The 18,627-nt window shown below is 39.7% G+C and carries 17 protein-coding genes and 1 riboswitch; of the genes, 9 read left to right on the top strand and 8 right to left on the bottom strand.

Going from position 1 to position 18,627, the window contains the following annotated elements:
* The first annotated feature begins 61 nt into the window (after window positions 1-61).
* Window positions 62-2,914: a carbamoyl-phosphate synthase large subunit gene (gene carB / locus HPE63_RS00100; protein ID WP_188312198.1), complete on the top strand. Its 2,853-nt coding sequence runs from the start codon at window positions 62-64 to the stop codon at window positions 2,912-2,914.
* Window positions 2,915-2,974: 60 nt separating this feature from the next.
* Here the strand turns inward: carB and gndA are convergent, their stop codons facing one another.
* From gndA to HPE63_RS00135, 7 genes are all read right to left on the bottom strand, one after another.
* Window positions 2,975-4,384, bottom strand: a complete 1,410-nt coding sequence (gene gndA / locus HPE63_RS00105; RefSeq protein ID WP_188312199.1) for an NADP-dependent phosphogluconate dehydrogenase — start codon at window positions 4,382-4,384, stop codon at window positions 2,975-2,977.
* Between the two features lie 8 nt (window positions 4,385-4,392).
* Window positions 4,393-4,947 carry an acyl-CoA thioesterase gene (locus HPE63_RS00110; RefSeq protein ID WP_188312200.1) on the bottom strand — a complete coding sequence of 185 codons (555 nt, stop codon included), beginning with the start codon at window positions 4,945-4,947 and terminating at the stop codon, window positions 4,393-4,395.
* A gap of 3 nt (window positions 4,948-4,950) precedes the next feature.
* A complete protein-coding gene (locus HPE63_RS00115) occupies window positions 4,951-5,316 on the bottom strand; it encodes a 6-phosphogluconate dehydrogenase (RefSeq protein ID WP_188312201.1) in 366 nt (121 codons plus the stop codon).
* Entirely contained in the window at window positions 5,313-6,659 is a 1,347-nt protein-coding gene (rmuC, locus tag HPE63_RS00120) for a DNA recombination protein RmuC (protein WP_188312202.1), read from the bottom strand. The genes HPE63_RS00115 and rmuC overlap by 4 nt, the downstream gene beginning before the upstream one ends.
* Before the next feature lie 65 nt (window positions 6,660-6,724).
* Window positions 6,725-7,525, bottom strand: a complete 801-nt coding sequence (locus HPE63_RS00125) for an ABC transporter ATP-binding protein (RefSeq protein ID WP_317172881.1) — start codon at window positions 7,523-7,525, stop codon at window positions 6,725-6,727.
* A gap of 3 nt (window positions 7,526-7,528) precedes the next feature.
* The gene (locus HPE63_RS00130; protein ID WP_188312203.1) at window positions 7,529-8,560 is read right to left on the bottom strand and encodes a FecCD family ABC transporter permease; all 1,032 of its coding nucleotides are present in this window, start codon (window positions 8,558-8,560) and stop codon (window positions 7,529-7,531) included.
* The gene (locus HPE63_RS00135) at window positions 8,561-9,706 is read right to left on the bottom strand and encodes an ABC transporter substrate-binding protein (RefSeq protein ID WP_188312204.1); all 1,146 of its coding nucleotides are present in this window, start codon (window positions 9,704-9,706) and stop codon (window positions 8,561-8,563) included.
* Between the two features lie 235 nt (window positions 9,707-9,941).
* A riboswitch (cobalamin riboswitch) is annotated at window positions 9,942-10,172 on the top strand.
* Between the two features lie 35 nt (window positions 10,173-10,207).
* Between HPE63_RS00135 and HPE63_RS00140 the strand changes: the two genes are divergently transcribed.
* Both HPE63_RS00140 and HPE63_RS00145 read left to right on the top strand, forming a co-directional pair.
* Window positions 10,208-12,046, top strand: coding sequence for a TonB-dependent receptor plug domain-containing protein (locus HPE63_RS00140; protein ID WP_188312205.1), 1,839 nt, complete (start codon window positions 10,208-10,210; stop codon window positions 12,044-12,046).
* A gap of 2 nt (window positions 12,047-12,048) precedes the next feature.
* Window positions 12,049-13,104 (top strand): YncE family protein, encoded by a 1,056-nt coding sequence (locus HPE63_RS00145; RefSeq protein WP_188312206.1) that lies wholly within the window; start codon window positions 12,049-12,051, stop codon window positions 13,102-13,104.
* A gap of 78 nt (window positions 13,105-13,182) precedes the next feature.
* Here HPE63_RS00145 and HPE63_RS00150 read toward each other — a convergent pair whose 3' ends face one another.
* Complete coding sequence (locus HPE63_RS00150) at window positions 13,183-14,664, bottom strand: S41 family peptidase (protein ID WP_188312207.1); 1,482 nt, start codon at window positions 14,662-14,664, stop codon at window positions 13,183-13,185.
* Window positions 14,665-14,899: 235 nt separating this feature from the next.
* Here HPE63_RS00150 and HPE63_RS00155 point away from each other — a divergent pair, with 235 nt between their 5' ends.
* The 6 genes from HPE63_RS00155 to HPE63_RS00180 all read left to right on the top strand — a co-directional run bounded on the left by HPE63_RS00155 (window position 14,900) and on the right by HPE63_RS00180 (window position 18,603).
* Window positions 14,900-15,409, top strand: coding sequence for an RNA polymerase sigma factor (locus tag HPE63_RS00155; RefSeq protein ID WP_188312208.1), 510 nt, complete (start codon window positions 14,900-14,902; stop codon window positions 15,407-15,409).
* The gene (locus HPE63_RS00160) at window positions 15,396-15,815 is read left to right on the top strand and encodes a hypothetical protein (RefSeq protein WP_188312209.1); all 420 of its coding nucleotides are present in this window, start codon (window positions 15,396-15,398) and stop codon (window positions 15,813-15,815) included. The genes HPE63_RS00155 and HPE63_RS00160 overlap by 14 nt, the downstream gene beginning before the upstream one ends.
* A 10-nt stretch (window positions 15,816-15,825) precedes the next feature.
* Window positions 15,826-16,371 carry a DUF4252 domain-containing protein gene (locus tag HPE63_RS00165; protein ID WP_188312210.1) on the top strand — a complete coding sequence of 182 codons (546 nt, stop codon included), beginning with the start codon at window positions 15,826-15,828 and terminating at the stop codon, window positions 16,369-16,371.
* 106 nt (window positions 16,372-16,477) lie between these two features.
* Entirely contained in the window at window positions 16,478-17,026 is a 549-nt protein-coding gene (locus HPE63_RS00170; protein ID WP_188312211.1) for a DUF4252 domain-containing protein, read from the top strand.
* A 76-nt stretch (window positions 17,027-17,102) separates the two neighbouring features.
* Window positions 17,103-17,642, top strand: coding sequence for a DUF4252 domain-containing protein (locus tag HPE63_RS00175; RefSeq protein ID WP_188312212.1), 540 nt, complete (start codon window positions 17,103-17,105; stop codon window positions 17,640-17,642).
* Between the two features lie 145 nt (window positions 17,643-17,787).
* A complete protein-coding gene (locus tag HPE63_RS00180; protein ID WP_188312213.1) occupies window positions 17,788-18,603 on the top strand; it encodes a mechanosensitive ion channel family protein in 816 nt (271 codons plus the stop codon).
* Window positions 18,604-18,627: the final 24 nt, after the last annotated feature.

Genomic DNA, 18,627 nt, shown 5'->3' on the forward strand with positions numbered 1-18,627 from the left:
TTACTTTTCTAAAAGTAGCACCTTTTTTTTATCCTTGTAGTATCTAAAATATTTTGAGAGCATGCCAAAAAGAAAAGATTTAAAGTCGATATTGATTATAGGGTCAGGTCCAATTATAATCGGTCAAGCCTGTGAATTCGATTATGCAGGGTCCCAAGCACTTCGAAGTTTAAGGGAAGATGGTATAAAGACCGTATTGATCAACAGTAACCCGGCTACCATCATGACGGACCCCACAATGGCCGATCATGTGTATCTAAAACCATTGACGACAAAATCCATTCTTGAAATATTGAAAGAGCATCCAGAAATAGATGCGGTTTTACCGACTATGGGTGGGCAGACAGCATTGAACCTTTGTATCGAAGCCGATGAAAAGGGAATTTGGGAAGATCATAGTGTTGAAATTATCGGTGTTGATATAGATGCCATCAATATAACCGAAGATCGCGAGCAGTTTCGGGAACTGATGTTGAAAATCGGCATTGGAATGGCGCCCCAAGCCACAGCAACTTCGTTTCTGAAAGGAAAGGAAATAGCACAGGAATTCGGATTTCCATTGGTGATTCGTGCTTCCTATACCTTAGGAGGTGCCGGGGCATCAATTGTATACAAAGCCGAGGATTTTGATGAATTATTGAGTAGGGGTCTCGAAATTTCCCCTATCCATGAGGTGATGATCGATAAAGCCCTGATGGGTTGGAAAGAATATGAGTTAGAGTTATTACGCGATAAGAACGATAATGTGGTGATCATCTGTACCATTGAGAATATGGATCCTATGGGTATCCATACAGGGGATTCAATCACCGTCGCACCAGCGATGACCTTATCGGACCGCACATACCAGCGAATGCGCGACATGGCCATTAAAATGATGCGTAGTATTGGCGATTTTGCTGGAGGTTGTAATGTTCAGTTCGCCGTTAGCCCGGATGAAAAGGAAGATATCATTGCTATAGAGATCAATCCTAGGGTGTCCCGTTCCTCTGCCTTGGCTTCAAAGGCAACTGGTTACCCCATTGCCAAAATCGCTTCAAAATTAGCCATAGGCTACCACTTGGACGAACTCGACAATCAAATAACTAAGTCGACATCAGCACTTTTTGAACCTACCCTCGATTATGTAATCGTAAAGATACCTCGATGGAATTTCGACAAATTCGAAGGATCCGATAGGACCTTAGGGCTTCAGATGAAATCAGTTGGCGAAGTCATGGGTATTGGCCGTTCTTTCCAAGAAGCACTTCATAAGGCGACCCAATCGCTCGAGATCAAAAGAAATGGGCTTGGAGCAGATGGTAAGGGATATACGGACTATGAAAAGATAATAAGTAAATTAACCATACCAGGTTGGGATAGGGTTTTTGTTATTTATGACGCTATACAATTGGGGATTCCGTTACGACGAATTCATGACATCACAAAAATTGATATGTGGTTCTTGAAGCAGTATGAGGAATTACATTTTCTTGAAAAGGAAATATCGCAATATACGATTCCCAGCCTTCCGAAAAGCCTACTGTTAGAGGCCAAACAAAAAGGTTTTGCCGATAGACAAATAGCCCATATGCTCGATTGTTATGAGAGTGAGGTCCACAAAAAGAGGGAAGAGCTCAATATCAACAGGGTATATAAATTAGTGGATACCTGTGCGGCGGAATTCAAGGCAATGACACCCTATTATTATTCCACTTTTGAGGCCGAATACGAAACCGCGGACGGCGTGAGGAAGGTTGAAAATGACAGTATTGTCACCGACAAGAAAAAGATAGTGGTCCTTGGATCTGGACCCAACCGAATAGGACAGGGAATCGAATTTGATTATTGTTGTGTTCATGGGGTGTTGGCCGCGGCAGAATGCGGATATGAAACCATAATGATCAATTGTAACCCCGAAACGGTATCCACTGATTTCGATACAGCCGATAAACTCTATTTCGAACCTGTTTTCTGGGAACACATTTACGATATTATAAGGCATGAAAAGCCGGAAGGTGTTATCGTTCAATTAGGAGGACAAACAGCTTTAAAACTTGCGGAAAAACTTTCTAAATACGGAATCAAAATTATCGGAACAAGTTTTGAATCTTTGGATTTAGCGGAAGATCGTGGAAGTTTCTCGGAATTGTTAAAAGAAAACAACATCCCTTTCCCACCATTTGGGGTTGCCGAAACTGCCGACGAAGCTTTGGAATTGGCCGACAAACTAGATTTTCCTTTGTTGGTCAGACCTTCATATGTATTGGGGGGTCAGGGCATGAAGATCGTGATCAACAAACAGGAACTGGAAGCCCATGTAGTTGATCTCCTTAGAAAGATACCCAATAATAAACTGCTTTTAGACCATTATTTAGACGGTGCAATTGAAGCAGAGGCCGATGCCATTTGCGACGGTACCGATGTATATATCATTGGTATTATGGAACATATAGAACCTTGCGGGATACATTCAGGAGACTCCAATGCTACCTTACCACCATTTAATTTAGGGGAATTTGTGATGCAACAGATCAAGGACCATACAAAGAAAATTGCCTTGGCCTTGAATACGGTTGGGTTGATAAATATACAATTTGCCATTAAAGACGATATGGTCTATATCATCGAAGCCAATCCGAGAGCTTCAAGGACAGTGCCTTTCATTGCGAAGGCGTACAAAGAACCCTATGTAAATTATGCCACAAAGGTGATGTTAGGGGAGAAGAAGGTTAAGGATTTTAAGTTTAATCCACAATTGGAAGGATTCGCCATAAAGCAACCGGTATTTTCGTTCAACAAATTCCCGAACGTAAACAAAAATTTAGGTCCCGAAATGAAGAGTACGGGGGAGAGCATTCTTTTTATCGATAGTTTAAAAGACGATGAGTTCTATAACCTCTATTCAAGAAGAAAGATGTACCTAAGTAAATAAAGGCGATTCCAAACCTATAAGCCATATCAAATTAGGTACTTGAAGGTTTAAATTGCCTTTCTATTCCCAATCCGTATGAAAAATACCCGGTTTGTCAATCCGTTCATAGGTATGGGATCCAAAATAATCCCTCTGGGCTTGGATCAAATTCAAGGGCAATCGATTTGATGTAAATCCATCAAAATACGTCAGTGCATTGCTCAACCCCGGTAGCGGTATTCCATTGTTGATGCCTAATATTGCGAGATTTCGAACTGCTGGTAAGGTAGGTTTGATCATTCCTGCAAATTCATCATTCAGCAATAAGTGGGAAAGTCCTTTGTTTTTGTCAAAAGCATTGGCTATATCCTCCAATAAGGCAGCCCGAATGATGCAACCGGCCCGCCAAATCTTGGCTACAGTTCTCAATTTTAAGTCATAACCATATTCCTTGGAGGCTTCGGATAATTGATGGAATCCTTGGGCGTAGGTGAGGACAAAACCGAAATACAAGGAGGCTTCAGCCCATTTTTCCAATACTTCCTTATCTAGACGCTCCGTCTTTTTATTAGAGTATAATGTATTGGCCAGCACGCGTTCCTTTTTAAATGACGATAGTTCGCGCATACTTACGGCGATATCGATAGTTGGTATTGGAATGCCCAAATCCATGGCATTCTGGGAAGTCCATTTACCGGTCCCTTTTTGTTTGGCCTTATCTAAAATATAATCTACCAGATAACCTTCAGCCTGATCGTCTTTTTGTTTGAGGACGTGTGCCGTAATTTCAACCAGGAAGGATTGTAATCTTCCTTGATTCCATGAATCGAAAATCTTATGCAACTCTGGGTTTGTATAGTTCCCGACTTTTTTTAAGATATCGTAGATTTCGGAGGTCAACTGCATCAACCCATATTCAATGCCATTGTGGACCATTTTTACATAATTCCCAGCTGATTTCGGACCTAAATAGGCGACACAGGATTCCCCATTGAAATCGGCGGCTACGGCTTCAAAAATAGGCTTAACTTCTTGATAGGCTTCTTTTGATCCACCGGGCATGATACTTGGACCAAATCTGGCCCCCTTGGCCCCACCCGAAACCCCGGCGCCGAAAAAATGGATTCCCTTCGATTTTAAATAGGATTCCCTTCTATCTGTATCCTTGAAAAATGAATTTCCACCGTCGATAATGATGTCCCCTTCATCCAAATATGGAATAAGAGTTTCAATAACGGCGTCTACGGCATTCCCAGCCGGCACTAACAACATCACTTTTCTCGGAAGGGATAACGAATCTATAAAGGTTTTTGCATTCGATGAGGCATTGACTTTATCAGTAGTGCCACCTTCCTTCAAGAGGGATGCTACCTTCTCATCGTCCAAATCATGGCCAATTGCCGTAAAGCCCTTGTCCATGACATTCAAAATGAAGTTACGTCCCATGACACCTAAACCTACTAATCCAAAATCATAACTTTTCTGCCCCATAAACTATACTATATGTTGTTTTTTAGTTGGATCTTCACATTCTCACTCTCCATTAGCTCTAAATGTTCATCGGCCTTGAACATTGATGCCTTAAACTTCGACCCTCTTTTTCTTGCCTGTTCCTTGCGCTTCATACTCCGGCTAAAACGTCTTACACCTTGTTCATCCTTTATTATCAATCCAGGAACGGCAACGTTTTTGCCATTTTCGTCTTTTGCGACCATGGTAAAATATGAGGAATTACAGTGTTTTTTCTCTCCTGTGGTAACACTTTCCGATTCGACACGAACACCTACTACCATTGATGTTTTACCTGTATAATTGATGGATGCCCTTAACGTTACCAGTTCCCCTACTTCAATGGGATTCAAGAAATCCACCTTATTCACTGAGGCGGTTACACAATAATGTTGGGAATGTTTTGAGGCACAGGCAAAAGCAATTTGATCCATAAGATTAAGAATATGGCCACCATGTACTTTACCACTAAAATTGGAATGGGAGGGAAGCATTAATTCCGTAATTGAGACATGGGATTCCTTGGCTGTTTTAAATAATTTCATAGGCTACTGTCTAAAATGTGGTGACTGCTCTTTTTCTACCTTGGTAATGAAGTACTTGGTGTCACCCAGCCAGAAAAATGTGGCATACCGCTCAACATATTCCAGCTTTACATATTCCCCTTGGTACTCCTTCAACTTATCAATGGCCTCCGCATCTTTATCCAAGACGGAGAATGCGAAAATTTGTGCACCCGAAATGCCTTGGCTTATTTCCCCTTCCCATGTTTTCGCCAAAACCCCTTTGCGACTTATTTTGATCAATTCCCCGGAACGCACCCCTTCACTATAAGGCACAAAATAAATAAAGGCATATATTAAAAGAAATACAGCGATAATCGCCGCTATGGTCAATACAAGGATTTTCTTCATAACTTAAGTTTAGGCTCTTCTTCAAAATCAGCTTCCTCCGCACGTTTCAAGATACGTTCCGGTAGTGATTTCTTTGTTTTTGCACCCATTTTTTTCAATTTTTCGATACTGGTGACCAAATTTCCCCTTCCTTCGACCAATTTATTCATGGCGCCTTTATATTCGCTTTTGGCTTCATCCATTTTTTTGCCCACACGGGTCAAGTCGGTCACAAAACCTTCAAATTTGTCATAGAGGGCCCCTGCTTGCCTTGCGATTTCTATGGCATTTCTTTGGTGTTTTTCGTTATTCCACATACTGTCTATGGTACGCAGGGTAGCCAACAATGTAGACGGGGTCACAATCACGATATTCTGCTCGAATGCCTTGTTGTAAAGGGAAGCATCCTGGTTGATGGCAATAGCAAAAGCCGGTTCTATGGGAATGAACATCAATACAAAATCAGGACTCTCCATTTCATAAAGATCTTCATATTTTTTGGCCGATAATTGATCAACATGCTTTCGAATGGAGTTGATATGGTCTTTAAGAAATTTCTCCTGAAGGTCTTCCTCAGCATTGATATATCGTTCATAATCGGTGAGCGATACCTTTGAATCGACTATCATTTTTTTCCCATCGGGTAAGTGAATGATAACATCGGGAAGCACCTTAGATCCATCCTCCTTTGTAAAACTTTGTTGTACGGAATACTCCCGATCTTTTTCCAGACCAGATTTTTCAAGAACCCGTTCCAAGACCAATTCCCCCCAATTCCCCTGCATTTTACTATCCCCTTTTAGGGCCTTGGTCAAATTCTCGGCTTCTTGGGTGATCTTCAGGTTTTGGCTTTGTAGGTTCAATAATTGTTCTTTCAAGGCCGAGTGCATACTGATACTTTCCTTCTGTGATATTTCTACTTTTTCCTCGAACGTTTTTATTTTCTCATGTAAGGGAGTAAGTAGGTTTTTGATATTTTTTTGGTTCTGCTCGGTGAATTTGTTACTTTTTTCATCTAGGATTTTGTTGGCCAGATTTTCAAATTCCATTGTAAACTTCTCTTGTAATTTTTCGACTTCCCCTTTTTGTTCCTTGTTTTTTAAGTCCAGATATTCCAAATCTGCCTGATACCGAACGATTTCATTTCCTAAGTGTTCCTTTTCTGAACGCAGCTCTTCCTTTTCATTTTCTAAACCTAGGATACGGTTCTCTAAATGGGCTTTGGCAAGGTTTAACTGTCTTTTTTCCTCTTCGAGCGTGCTTTGGTTTGATTTGGTTTTAAGGCTTTGTATATAATTACCAAGAAAGTATCCACCAGCAAGGCAAATAAGTCCAACCAAAAGGTATATAATATATTCGTTCATTCGGATTTTAACTTCTTTGGAGTAAAGATAAAGGTTTGTCGTTAAAAAATATCAGCCCCAATGGGTTACTTTTTTATCTTAAAAGAACCGGTTTTGGCATCGAAGGTTACAGCATCGGTAGGGAAAAGACGTTCAAAGGATTGTTTCCGGATCAATTCACAAGGTTCACCAAATTCATGACTTTCAGGATACATTATCAATATTTTATCGCAGAGTTGAATGGCCATTTCAATCTCATGGCTGGTAAACAGTATAGTTTTATGGGTTTCGTGGGCAATTTGCTTCAATAGTTTCAAAATTTGAACTTTATGATGCAGGTCTAAATGAGAAGTAGGTTCGTCTAACAAGATTATTGAAGTGTCTTGAGCCAATGCCCTAGCGATCATTACCCGCTGCAATTGCCCATCACTGAGTTCGTAACACTTTTTGTTTTTTAATCCCTCCAAATCGACCATAGCAATTGCCTCTTGTACCTTGTTTTTGTCCGTTGTGGATAGTCTACCGATCCAATTAGTATACGGCTGTCTGCCTAATGCAATAAGTTCCAATACGGTTAGGTTCTTTGATGCCAGGGGTTCTGTCAAAACAAGACTTATGGTCGACGCCAAATCAATTGGGGTATAGTTTTTTAAATCCTTTCCATCAATATGTATTGAACCTGATAATTTCGACTGCACGCTTCCTAGAGTTCTGAGTAAAGTAGATTTGCCTATACCATTCACTCCCACAATCGCGGCCAATTCTCCTTGATAGAGTTGAAAATTCAAATCCGTAGCAATGATCGTTCGATCGTTTTTCGAACGATACCCAATGTTCAGATCATGGACCTCCAAAGCTTTATGTTCCAATACTTTCTTTGTAATCACGTTTTAAAAAATCATTTTCTTTTTCCTCACTAATAACCAAATGACCACAGGTGCCCCAACAATCGAGGTTATGGCGTTAATAGGTAATACATTGGCCGAGGTAGGCAATTGTGCTATGGTATCGCATACCAACATTAAAATTGCCCCGTACACCAATACGGCGGGGACCAAAACCTTATGGTCGGTGGTATTGAATATTTGTCTCGTTAAATGGGGTACGGCAAGGCCAATGAATGCGATTGGACCTGCAAAGGCTGTTATACCCCCTGCCAATAAACCGGTCGCTATAATGATCATATAGCGGGACCGTTTCATATTAACCCCTAAACTTTTGGCATAGTTCTCCCCTAAAAGTAAGGCATTTAACGATTTTATCGAAAACACACTCAGGAATACGCCGATTAGAATGATTGCCAATAATAGCAGGAGCTGAGGCCAGGAAAGATTGCCTACACTGCCAAAAGACCAATAAATATACTGCTGCAATTTTTCGGCATCTGTGAAATAGGATAGCACACTGACCAGGGCAGCAGTTATACTTCCAAACATAAGGCCGATGATCAGCAAGGCCATAGTGTCCTTAATGCGATATGAAACAATCACCACGACCAAAAGCACTAAAAAACTACCGATACTTGCCGCCACGGCCATGGAAATGTCATTAATTAGACTATATGAGAATAGACTTGAAAATAAGGTAGAACCCATAATCAACAAGGCCGCCCCTAAACTTGCCCCTGAGCTGATACCCAAAACAAATGGACCGGCCAAAGGGTTCCTAAAAAGGGTTTGCATTAAAAGTCCGCTTAACGCAAGGCCACTACCTATAAGGATGGCGGAGAATGCTTTGGGTATACGATAGTTCCAAACGATATATCTCCACGAATCATTGGCCAATTCGCCTCCTAAAACAGCCTTTAAGGTAGCTTTAAAAGGAATGGTCACAGACCCTAGGCTAATGTTCAGGATAAAGCAAAGTAGCAAGACCAGAATCAATAATAACAACGGAATCCTATATGTAGTGGTACGTTCCAATTAGTTTAATGGCTTATAGAAAAATAGTTCATGTTCTGGCAATACCTCGGGGTGGAATATATGTATCAGATCTTTTAACACCAAATCGGGTCGATTAGGAGCGAGCTCATAAAACAACAGTCCTCCTGTATCCCCTTTTGTTTTTGCAAATGTATAGATGTTCTTATTCTGGAAAGCTTTAAAACTTAGGTAATGTCTATTGGCATCTTTCAATTCCTGATAAGAGGTGAATTGTGAAGGGGATATCCAATAATCGGTGTCTACACCTGTGGCCAAAACACTTTCAATGCTTAAATTGAGACTTCCGGTTTGATCACTTTGAGACCAGGGATAATAGGCATTGGCATCTTCTAAAAACTTGGCGGCCCAGCTGTTTCCACCTGGCAGATACCAAACATCCTTGTATAAGGCGCCACATAATACCGAGGGTTTGACTTTTGATCTTTTCGCTAATGATTTGGCTTGATTATAGGAAGCTGCGATTGTTTTGAAAATACTGTCTGCTTCCTGTTCTTTTTGAAAAAAGGGTCCAAAAAACTTGATCCATTCAGCCTTACCCAAGGGAGTTTCCTCGGTCCAATCCCCATTATAAACCACCGGAATATTTGAACGCTGCACCGTTTCATAGGCCTTATTCTGATTGCTGATACTGAAACCGATAACAACCTCAGGGTTTAATTCAATGACCATTTCGGTGTTGATCGATTCATTGTTTCCCAAATCCTTGATTAGACCTTGGTCTATGCGTTGTCTCGCCATTTTCGAGGAGACATATTGGGTGTCCGGAAAACCTTTTAAAGCATCGATGACACCCAAAGATTCCAGTGATGGAATGTGGGTGGTCGAAGTGGCGACAATTTGGGTGACGGGTACCCCGATTATAGCATCGAATTCCTCCTTGTCCAGAGTCATCGATCCCAATTTAGACTTTGGAACCAAAGCATATTTAAATGTACTCTCGGCGCCGGGCCAAGGGGATAAAATGTTGATGATGGTAACACCGGAACCCAATTTCTCAATGCTGAAACCCTTTGCATAGTTAATTGCTGTAATCGAAGGTGTAAGGGAAATAGGCAAGGTTTCTTTTTTACGCTCCTTGCAGCCCAAAAAACAAAAGAAAAAAGAAAAAATAATGATAATTCGCATTGTAGCTTGAATTCGGATTTTTAATGGTCCAGTGGAAAATCACCGCAAGGTAACAAATGTCACAATTTTAGATTGGATTGTACCTTACTTTTGTCAAAAATTAAAGCATGCGAGATAGTTCAAATACCACCATTTATATAATCGCAGGAATCATAATACTTCACTTTATCGTTGGCTTCATATGGTTGGCCATAAAACTTAGCAAAAAAAAGAAGGATAAATAAGGAATTAGGTTTAGCTTTGTGCTGAATTTGGTTTTGTCACTTTCACGGTGACTAAATTAAAAGGGAATCCAGTGAGAATCTGGGACTGTTCCCGCAACTGTAAGTTTATGCCAAACTTGTTTTGGCACCTCTTTTAAAAGGAGGATGTTATTTTCTTCAAAGTCACTGTCCGGCGTTATGTGGATGGGAAGGCAAGATAACCTTAAACAAGTCAGGAGACCTGCCAAGTTCTAAAACAGAATTTCGATTGACTTTCGGGTAAAAAGTCATTGGTGTGATGAAAACTTCGCTACTTTCTTTACTTGTATTTTATGGTGTTCATAGCGCTATGGCCCAACAGGACCCTATTATAGAATTAAAAGAAGTCATTGTTTCGGACAGTAGACTTGAGCGGTTCTCAAACGGGGTTAAGGTCGATACCCTGAAGGATTCCGTATTGCAGCGAACAGATGGGTCTTTAACAAAAACACTACTTTTCAATTCCAACATTTATTTTAAGGAAAATGGGTACGGCATGGTTTCCTCACCCTCGTTTAGGGGGACTGGAGCCTCACAAACCGCCGTAATTTGGAATGGGATCAATGTGAATTCCCAATTGAATGGTCAAGTTGATTTTAATACGATTCTACCTCAGAGTGTCGATAAGATAAGCGTACGCAGTGGTGGGGGTAGTACCCAGTATGGTACTGGTGCCGTCGGGGGCAGTATTCATTTGGAAAACACCCTAGACTTTAATAGTGAATGGAAGAATAGACTACAATTGGGTTACGGAAGTTTTTCAACACGGAACCTTACCTATAAAACGAAAGTGGGTACCGAAAAGACGGCTTTGGGTCTTGGTATAGGACATATAGCCTCGGATAATGATTACAAATATCTGGGGACCTCAAATAAAAATGAAAACGGCTCATTTTCAAATTCCAGTTTTGATATGAATTTTGGGGTATTGTTGTCTTCATCACATTTACTAAAATTGTACCATACCACTTTTTTAGGGGACCGTGATTTATCAGGTACTTTGACAGCGCCTTCAAATAGCAATTATCAGGATATTAACTCCAGATCACTCTTCGAATGGGTAAATTTTAAAAACAATAAGGTTCAGCGAGTTAAGGCAGCCTACTTATATGAACGCTATAAATTTTTTCAGAACAAGGATAGTGACCAATTTACTTATGGTAAAGCGGAAAGTTTTATTGTGAACTATGACCTTAAATACGAATTTAAAAATGCGGCTATTAATGGTATTTTGGATTTTAATACCATTAAAGGACAAGGTACTTCGATACAGCAAGCTAATCGGAATCTATTTGCCACCACCATACTATTTACCCATAATCCTGCCAAAAGTTTAAATTATGGCATTAACCTACGAAAAGATTGGGTCAATGATTATGTGAGTCCTTTTGTTTTTGCGATAGATGGCAAATATGACGTCTCAAGTACCTATGCCATAACCATCAATACTTCGAAGAATTTCAGGATCCCTACGTTCAATGACCTGTATTGGGAAGGTAGTGCCTCGGGCAATTCCGATTTAAAACCAGAAACATCGGTACAAGGTGAATTAGGGCAGATATATGCTAAAAAAGGGTTTAGCACACAATTACATCTTTTTTACATTTCTTCGAAAGATTTAATACAGTGGCTACCTGATAATTCAGGGATTTGGTCACCGGTTAATGTACAGTCCGTTTATCAGTATGGGTTAGAGTCGAGAATTGCCTTGAAACATAAATTTGATAACGATAACAACATTGAGTCCCAAATAAGTTATGCCTTTACGCGGGCCATTGAAAAGGAAAGTTCAAAACAGTTGATTTATGTGCCCAAGCATAAGGTTACGCATAGTTTGGCTTACCATTATCGGAAATGGGGAGTCGTATGGCAGTCATTATTCAATGGCAAAGTTTACACCACATCAGACAATCTACAGGAACTTGAAGGTTATTTTTTGGCGAATTGTCTTTTGGAATATGATATGGCCAAGATATTGGGTTCCAGTCTCAAAACGACAATTCGCATAAATAATCTTTTCAATACAAATTATCAAAATGTGGCATTTAGACCTATGCCCAATAGAAACATTCAATTACAACTAAACTTTAAATTTTAAAAATGAAAATCAAAAATGTAGTACTTGCCTTGGCTTTGGGATTCCTATTTACGGCCTGTAATAAAGAAGATGATGATGCCATGGCACCAATGGGTACCTATGATAATGGCATTTTGGTATCTAATGAAGGCCCATTTAGTAATGGGACGGGAACCGTTTCTTTTATTTCGGAAGATTTGACGACTATAGAGAATTCAATATTCAATGCGGTGAATAACGCCGATTTGGGTAATGTGGTGCAATCCATGGGTTTTACAGACGAATATGCCTATATCGTAGCAAATGTTTCCAATACCTTGACGATTGTAGATAGATATTCTTTTGAAAGTCAGGCAATAATTTCCCAGGGGTTAAATAATCCGAGATACTTTTTATACGCCAATGGAAAGGGGTATGTGACCAATTGGGGTGATCCAAATGACGTAACAGATGACTTTGTCGCTATTATAAACTTGGAAACGAATAGTGTCTCCGGTACGATACCAGTTGATTTTGGCCCCGAAAAAATAATAGTCCATGATAACAACATTTATGTTGCACATCAAGGAGGCTATGGGCAGAACAATAGTATCTCTGTTATCGATTCGCAAACTAATGAGGTCGTAACTACAATTTTGGTCGCGGATGTTCCCAATTCCATGCAAGTTGATTCAAACGGTAATTTGTGGGTGTTATGTGGCGGTAAGCCATCTTATACACAGGATGAAACGGCTGGCGCCTTGTTGAAAATCAATACGGGTTCGAACATCGTGGAGAAAACCTTAGCGTTCGATACAACAGAACACCCAAACTTCTTGGAATTGGATGGCTCCAAATTGTATTATTTTCTTAACGGTGGCATCTATTCCTTGGATACGTCAGACACGGGTCTACCTTCACAATCAGACATGCAAGACCTTAATTTTTACACCATGGTTGTAGATGATGGGAAATTATATGGCACTGATGCCAAGGATTTTGCCAGTAATGGGTCATTGATTATTTATGATTTAGATTCCAAGGAACAGTTGGGAACTTTTAATGTGGGGATAATTCCAGGAGGCATTTACTTTAATTAGGAATTAGGCCCGTATGATAATATCAAAAAAGCCCTGACATCATCGTCAAGGCTTTTTGTATTAAATATGGAAGACTTTTTATTGTATGTTGATATCCAATTTCTTGTCCAACACCATATTGTCTTTGAGTATGGTGAACATTTTTGAGTTCGTCATTTCTAATAGGGGCATTTTAACCTCAAAACCTCGTTTTCCGGTTACTCCCGTAATTTCCTGAATGGCCCTCGCCAATAAGGGTTCATTAAGGTCTCCCCAAGAACCTAGATTTTCAAGATCTTCCTCAAGCATTATATCCGGTACCAAACCGGTAGTATAGTCTGAAAAACCATCGGCATTCTCATTTCGACCTACCAAGGGCTGAATCGCCCATTGGTTATCGGGATTGATTTGGTTTTCCCGCTCTGGATTATAGACATAACTGCCTTCAAAATCATCGACCATGGTCAATGAAAATTCATTCTTGCCCCTCGTGGTCTCCCCAATATGTACAACATCGACATAGGGCGCGAGCCCATTTAAAACCAATTCACTGGCCGACGCGGATGCATTGGTAGCAATAATATAAACTTTAGAAAGGTTGAGTGTGTTAATATCAGAACCATCATTGGTTTTATCGGCAAAATAATCTGTTAACTGTGAATCGCTCAATTCGCTTTGTATCTTACTATTCCAGCGTTGTCTCAGGAACAATTCATCGGTATGGGTACCATAGATCATACTGGCCAATAAGCGGGCCGAATTTACCGATCCTCCGGGATTATAACGAAGATCTAAGATTAAATTGGTTACTCCGGACGATTTAAAATCCCCGAACACATTGTTAAGCTCTTCATCAAACTCGTTGGTAAAGCCATTATAGACCAAATACCCAATCTTCTCCCCTCCAATTTCAAAGGTTTCTGACAGAAATACCGGATTTTCAACAAGACCCTCCATTTTGGTCAACGTCACCTCCTTATCATTAGGAGTTACTTGGTTATCCGCAATATCGGCCATGTTCAGCGTATAGGTATCATTATCGCCAAATAAGAGGTCAATATAATTACTAACGTTTAAGGTTTGCCCGTCTACGCCGGTAAAGAGTTCTCCCCTGGCAATATCTTTTGTAGAAGCATCCGAATTTGGAATAATATAACGGACGTATCCAAAGACATCATCGCTATCACTGAATTTAACCAACCCATATTCAAGTCCGTTACTCTTGGAGATTCCAGCAAATGCCTGGGTCAGTTCCTTATAGTCATCTGAATAAAAACTGAAGCGATCTTCACTGAAAAGAAGCTGGTCGTCAAAAAATACCCCAGGATCGCTCTCGGAAGCTAAAAATGCCGTATAGGCTTCGACACCTTCAACAGTGTCAGGGAATTTTGTATCCGATAAGTTAGGTACATCGGCCTGCCAATAATACCAGAAATTCATCGCTTTCCACATAAAGTCCTGCACCATTACCTCTTCCGAATCAGGAGTTAATCCCTTGTCAGGAGTAAGGTCATCATCACTTTTTTTACAGGCGTTTAGGAATACTCCTAGCGAAAGGAATATCAATAGATACTTTTTCATAAATTTTCTTTTTTTGCAATCTGTAGTGAAGGACCGCAATTACCATTCCAGAAATTGAAACATGACACGGGGGACTTACCTACCTTTGAATAAACTATATACGCAACTTTTTTTTATTTGGATGCCTAATTTAAAGACAATAACAGGAAATAAAAATTAATTGTAACAAAATTCGTTATACATCGTCTTCCTTTTGTAGACCTGATAAAGCAAAACGAACAACTAATCAGAAGAAGTGAAACAGTCAGAATTTCTAAATGTGGTTATGCCCTTTAAGGATAAGCTATATAGATTGGCAAAACGTTTGTTGGTCTCTAAGGAAGAAGCTGAAGACGCGACGCAGGAAATATTGATGAAGTTGTGGTCCAAAAATGAAAATATTGGTAACTATAACAACGTTGAAGCTTTTGCCATGACAATGACAAAGAACTTTTGTTTGGATCGGTTGAAGTCAAAACAAGCTGGTAATCTAAAGTTAGTACATAGCAACTACGGCGATGATTCAACTTCATTACAAAAGCAGGTAGAAGTCAGGGACAGTATGGGCTGGGTAGAGAAAATTATGGAGGAGTTGCCCGAACAACAAAAAATGGTATTGCAATTACGCGATATAGAAGAATACGATTTTGATGAAATCGGCGAATTATTGGATATGAAACCAACAGCCATACGGGTTGCTTTATCAAGAGCACGTAAAACGGTACGGAAAAAATTAATGCAAAAACATAGTTATGGAATCGGATAGAATCGAAAAATTATTGGGAAAATACCTGGAAGCCTCCACTTCGATAACCGAGGAAAAAGAGCTTAGAACATATTTCACACAAGAAAGTGTGCCAACACATCTAGAACAATATGCCCCTATGTTCCAATATTTTTCCGTGGCTAAGGAAGAACGGTATACCAAGCAGTTGTCCTTAAAAACCAAAAGGTTCAACTATAGATGGCTTTCTATCGCAGCCATGGCCGTGCTGTTTTTTGGCATATACTTTGGTAATGAGTATCAAAAAAAGAAAGAAGCTCAATATGCTTATAATGAAACAAAAAAGGCATTGACCCTTTTGGCCGATAATTTTAGCAAGGGTACTGAGAAAGTGGCTTATTTAAATGAATTTGAAAACGCGAAACAAAAAATTTACAATAAAAATTAATACTTAAATCATGAAGAAAATTATAATACTTATAGCACTGGTAGTTTTACCAACACTTGGCTTTTCACAGTCGGTTTTCGATAAATTCGAAGATTTGGACAATGTAAGTGCCGTAGTGGTCAACCAAAGTATGTTTAGGTTGCTGGCCAACATAGACGTTGAGGTCGACGACCCAGAAGCGAAGGATTTTATGGATATCGCTAAAAGCCTAAAGAACCTAAAGGTTTTTATTACCGAGGACAAGGGGATTTCAGCAGATATGATGAAAACCATGAACCAATACCTAAAGAGTGCCAAGTTGGAAGAGCTTATGCGGGTAAAGGATAAGGATGCGAACGTTAAGTTCTACATTAAAAGCGGTAAAGACGAAAACCATGTGAGTGAACTATTGATGTTCGTCACAGGTATCGACAAGGTCGATGTTGAGGTGAATGGGAGAAAGTTTGAAACTGTATTACTTTCCTTGACCGGCGATATCGATTTGCGTAAAATAGGATCACTTACCAAAAAGATGAACCTTCCGGAAGAACTGAACGAAGCAGGTAAGAAAAATTAACAACAATAAAATGTGGTGGTTTTGTTGGGAAGCCTTTTAAACCACCACTTTCATCAATCAATACTAATCAATCTGCCTATAAACGGGTAGGTAAAAAACGACAATCATGAAAAAAATCACATTAGTTTTAGCACTAGCCTTATTGCCATTAACCGGATTTTCCCAGTCTATTTTCGATAAATTCGAGGATATGGACAATGTAGGTTCCGTTATCGTAAATAAGGGAATGATAGATTTACTGACCTCAATAGGCAACTTGGAAGACGACAAGGAAACTAAGGAGTTTGTTCAAATGGCAAAGGGAATACATGGCATAAAAGTTTTTATCACTGAAGACAAAGCCATTGCTGAAGACATGTCCGCCACCGTTCGTAAGTATTTAAGATCATCTTCCTTGGAAGAATTGATGCGGGTCAAGGACCAGGATGTTAACGTTAAGTTCTATATTAAGAACGGCAAACGCAAAGACCATGTTACCGAGTTGTTGATGTTCGTTTCTGGAATGAAGAAAATGGATATCGATGTAGATGGAAGAAAATTTGAAACGGTATTGGTGTCCATGACCGGGGATATCGATTTGAATCAAATAGGCGCCCTTACCAAAAAAATGGATTTACCCGATGACTTGAACAAAGCAGGGAAACGAAACAAATAAAATCAAAGATCGGCCGCTGATTGTTATAGTGGCCGATTTTTGGTAATTTGAAAAACACGCATTAAAATACTATAACATGAAAAGAATATTAAGTGGTCTAGTGATGGCATTAATCCTGGTTGCAACCAGTTGTTCCTCGACGCCGAGCCTACAGGAGTATTTTGTGGAAAATTCGGAAAATCCCAATTTTCTCTCTGTGGATCTTCCAGTTAGTCTTTTGAATATGGATAAAGTCGATTTAAGCAAAGCCGAAAGGGAAGCATTGAATTCCTTAAAAAAAATGAACGTCTTGGCCTTTAAAAAGAATAGCAGCAACGCAATAGAGTTCGAAACGGAAAAAGCCAACGTAAAAGCCATTTTAAATAATGAAAAATTCATCGATTTAATGAAACTCAATACCCGTTATGGTAAAGGAGTTATTAAATATATAGGCGATGATGAAACCATCGATGAGGTTATTGTTTATGGGGATAATGATGAAAAAGGATTTATGTTGATCCGTGTCTTGGGCAACAATATGAAACCGGCCAATTTGGCACAATTCATGAAAGCTATCCAAAAATCGGAGTATAAAGGCCAAGGCCTGGAGGGAATTGCCGATTTTATAAAAGGATAGATCCAATAACTCAATGAACAAAAGGCCTGCCCAATATTGGGCAGGCCTTTTGTTTTCAAAACTACCTGCGAAAACGTAAGGCATTATTTATTCTAAGCACGAATTATTATCTTCGTTTTACTATTAACACTAACATATTTTCAAAATGGAAAAAGCAACGGAATGGATTAATTACGGTTTAGAACTTGCAAAGGAATTTGGCCCAAAATTGCTCACGGCAATACTCATTTACATCATTGGATCTTGGATCATCAAAAAGATAGTGGGTGCTGCCCGCAAAATGATGACCAAAAGTAAGTACGATGAGTCCCTTCAACGATTCTTATTGAATCTGGTATCATGGGTGTTAAAGATATTTTTAATTCTTGTTGTTATTGCCCAACTAGGCGTTGATGTAATGACTTTTGCCGCAGTAATCGCTGCTGCGGGTTTAGCTGTTGGTTTGGCCTTGCAAGGATCATTATCCAATTTTGCAGGTGGTGTTTTGATTATGATCTTCAAGCCTTATAAAATCGGTGAATTGATCGAGGCACAAGGGGAATTGGGAGTGGTCAAGGAAATAGAGATTTTCACTACAAAAATGATAACTCCAGGGAATAAATTGGCCATAATACCGAATGGCGCTATGGCCAATGGCAATATAATCAACTATACAGCAGAAGGTAAAATGCGGGTAGATACCACCATTGGCGTGGGCTATGATGAGGATATCAAAAAGACGAAGGAAGTATTAATGCAGGTCTTGACTTCAAATCCTTTGGTGCTCAAAGACCCCGCACCTTCAGTCAATGTTTCAGAACTGGCCGATAGTTCGGTGAATTTCGCTGTGCGGCCTTATTGTAAACCCGAGCATTATTGGGATGTATATTTTGGTACTTTGGAAAACTGTAAACTGGCTCTGGATCAAGCAGGAATTGAGATTCCGTATCCGCATTCAGTGGAAATCCATAAAAAAGGTTAGATAATGACTGAGTTATAAGGGGTC

The sequence above is a fragment of the Maribacter arenosus genome (assembly GCF_014610845.1).
In the GTDB taxonomy this organism is placed as follows: Bacteria; Bacteroidota; Bacteroidia; order Flavobacteriales; family Flavobacteriaceae; genus Maribacter_A; species Maribacter_A arenosus.

Bases quoted from the DNA above. Each gene is read 5' to 3' on its own strand.
- HPE63_RS00160 (WP_188312209.1), top strand. From the start codon at position 15,396: ATGGAATCGGATAGAATCGAAAAATTATTGGGAAAATACCTGGAAGCC.
- HPE63_RS00135 (WP_188312204.1), bottom strand. From the start codon at position 9,706: ATGCGAATTATCATTATTTTTTCTTTTTTCTTTTGTTTTTTGGGCTGC.
- HPE63_RS00115 (WP_188312201.1), bottom strand. From the start codon at position 5,316: ATGAAGAAAATCCTTGTATTGACCATAGCGGCGATTATCGCTGTATTT.
- gndA (WP_188312199.1), bottom strand. From the start codon at position 4,384: ATGGGGCAGAAAAGTTATGATTTTGGATTAGTAGGTTTAGGTGTCATG.
- HPE63_RS00140 (WP_188312205.1), top strand. From the start codon at position 10,208: ATGAAAACTTCGCTACTTTCTTTACTTGTATTTTATGGTGTTCATAGC.
- rmuC (WP_188312202.1), bottom strand. From the start codon at position 6,659: ATGAACGAATATATTATATACCTTTTGGTTGGACTTATTTGCCTTGCT.
- HPE63_RS00150 (WP_188312207.1), bottom strand. From the start codon at position 14,664: ATGAAAAAGTATCTATTGATATTCCTTTCGCTAGGAGTATTCCTAAAC.
- carB (WP_188312198.1), top strand. From the start codon at position 62: ATGCCAAAAAGAAAAGATTTAAAGTCGATATTGATTATAGGGTCAGGT.
- HPE63_RS00110 (WP_188312200.1), bottom strand. From the start codon at position 4,947: ATGAAATTATTTAAAACAGCCAAGGAATCCCATGTCTCAATTACGGAA.
- HPE63_RS00180 (WP_188312213.1), top strand. From the start codon at position 17,788: ATGGAAAAAGCAACGGAATGGATTAATTACGGTTTAGAACTTGCAAAG.
- HPE63_RS00170 (WP_188312211.1), top strand. From the start codon at position 16,478: ATGAAAAAAATCACATTAGTTTTAGCACTAGCCTTATTGCCATTAACC.
- HPE63_RS00175 (WP_188312212.1), top strand. From the start codon at position 17,103: ATGAAAAGAATATTAAGTGGTCTAGTGATGGCATTAATCCTGGTTGCA.
- HPE63_RS00165 (WP_188312210.1), top strand. From the start codon at position 15,826: ATGAAGAAAATTATAATACTTATAGCACTGGTAGTTTTACCAACACTT.
- HPE63_RS00145 (WP_188312206.1), top strand. From the start codon at position 12,049: ATGAAAATCAAAAATGTAGTACTTGCCTTGGCTTTGGGATTCCTATTT.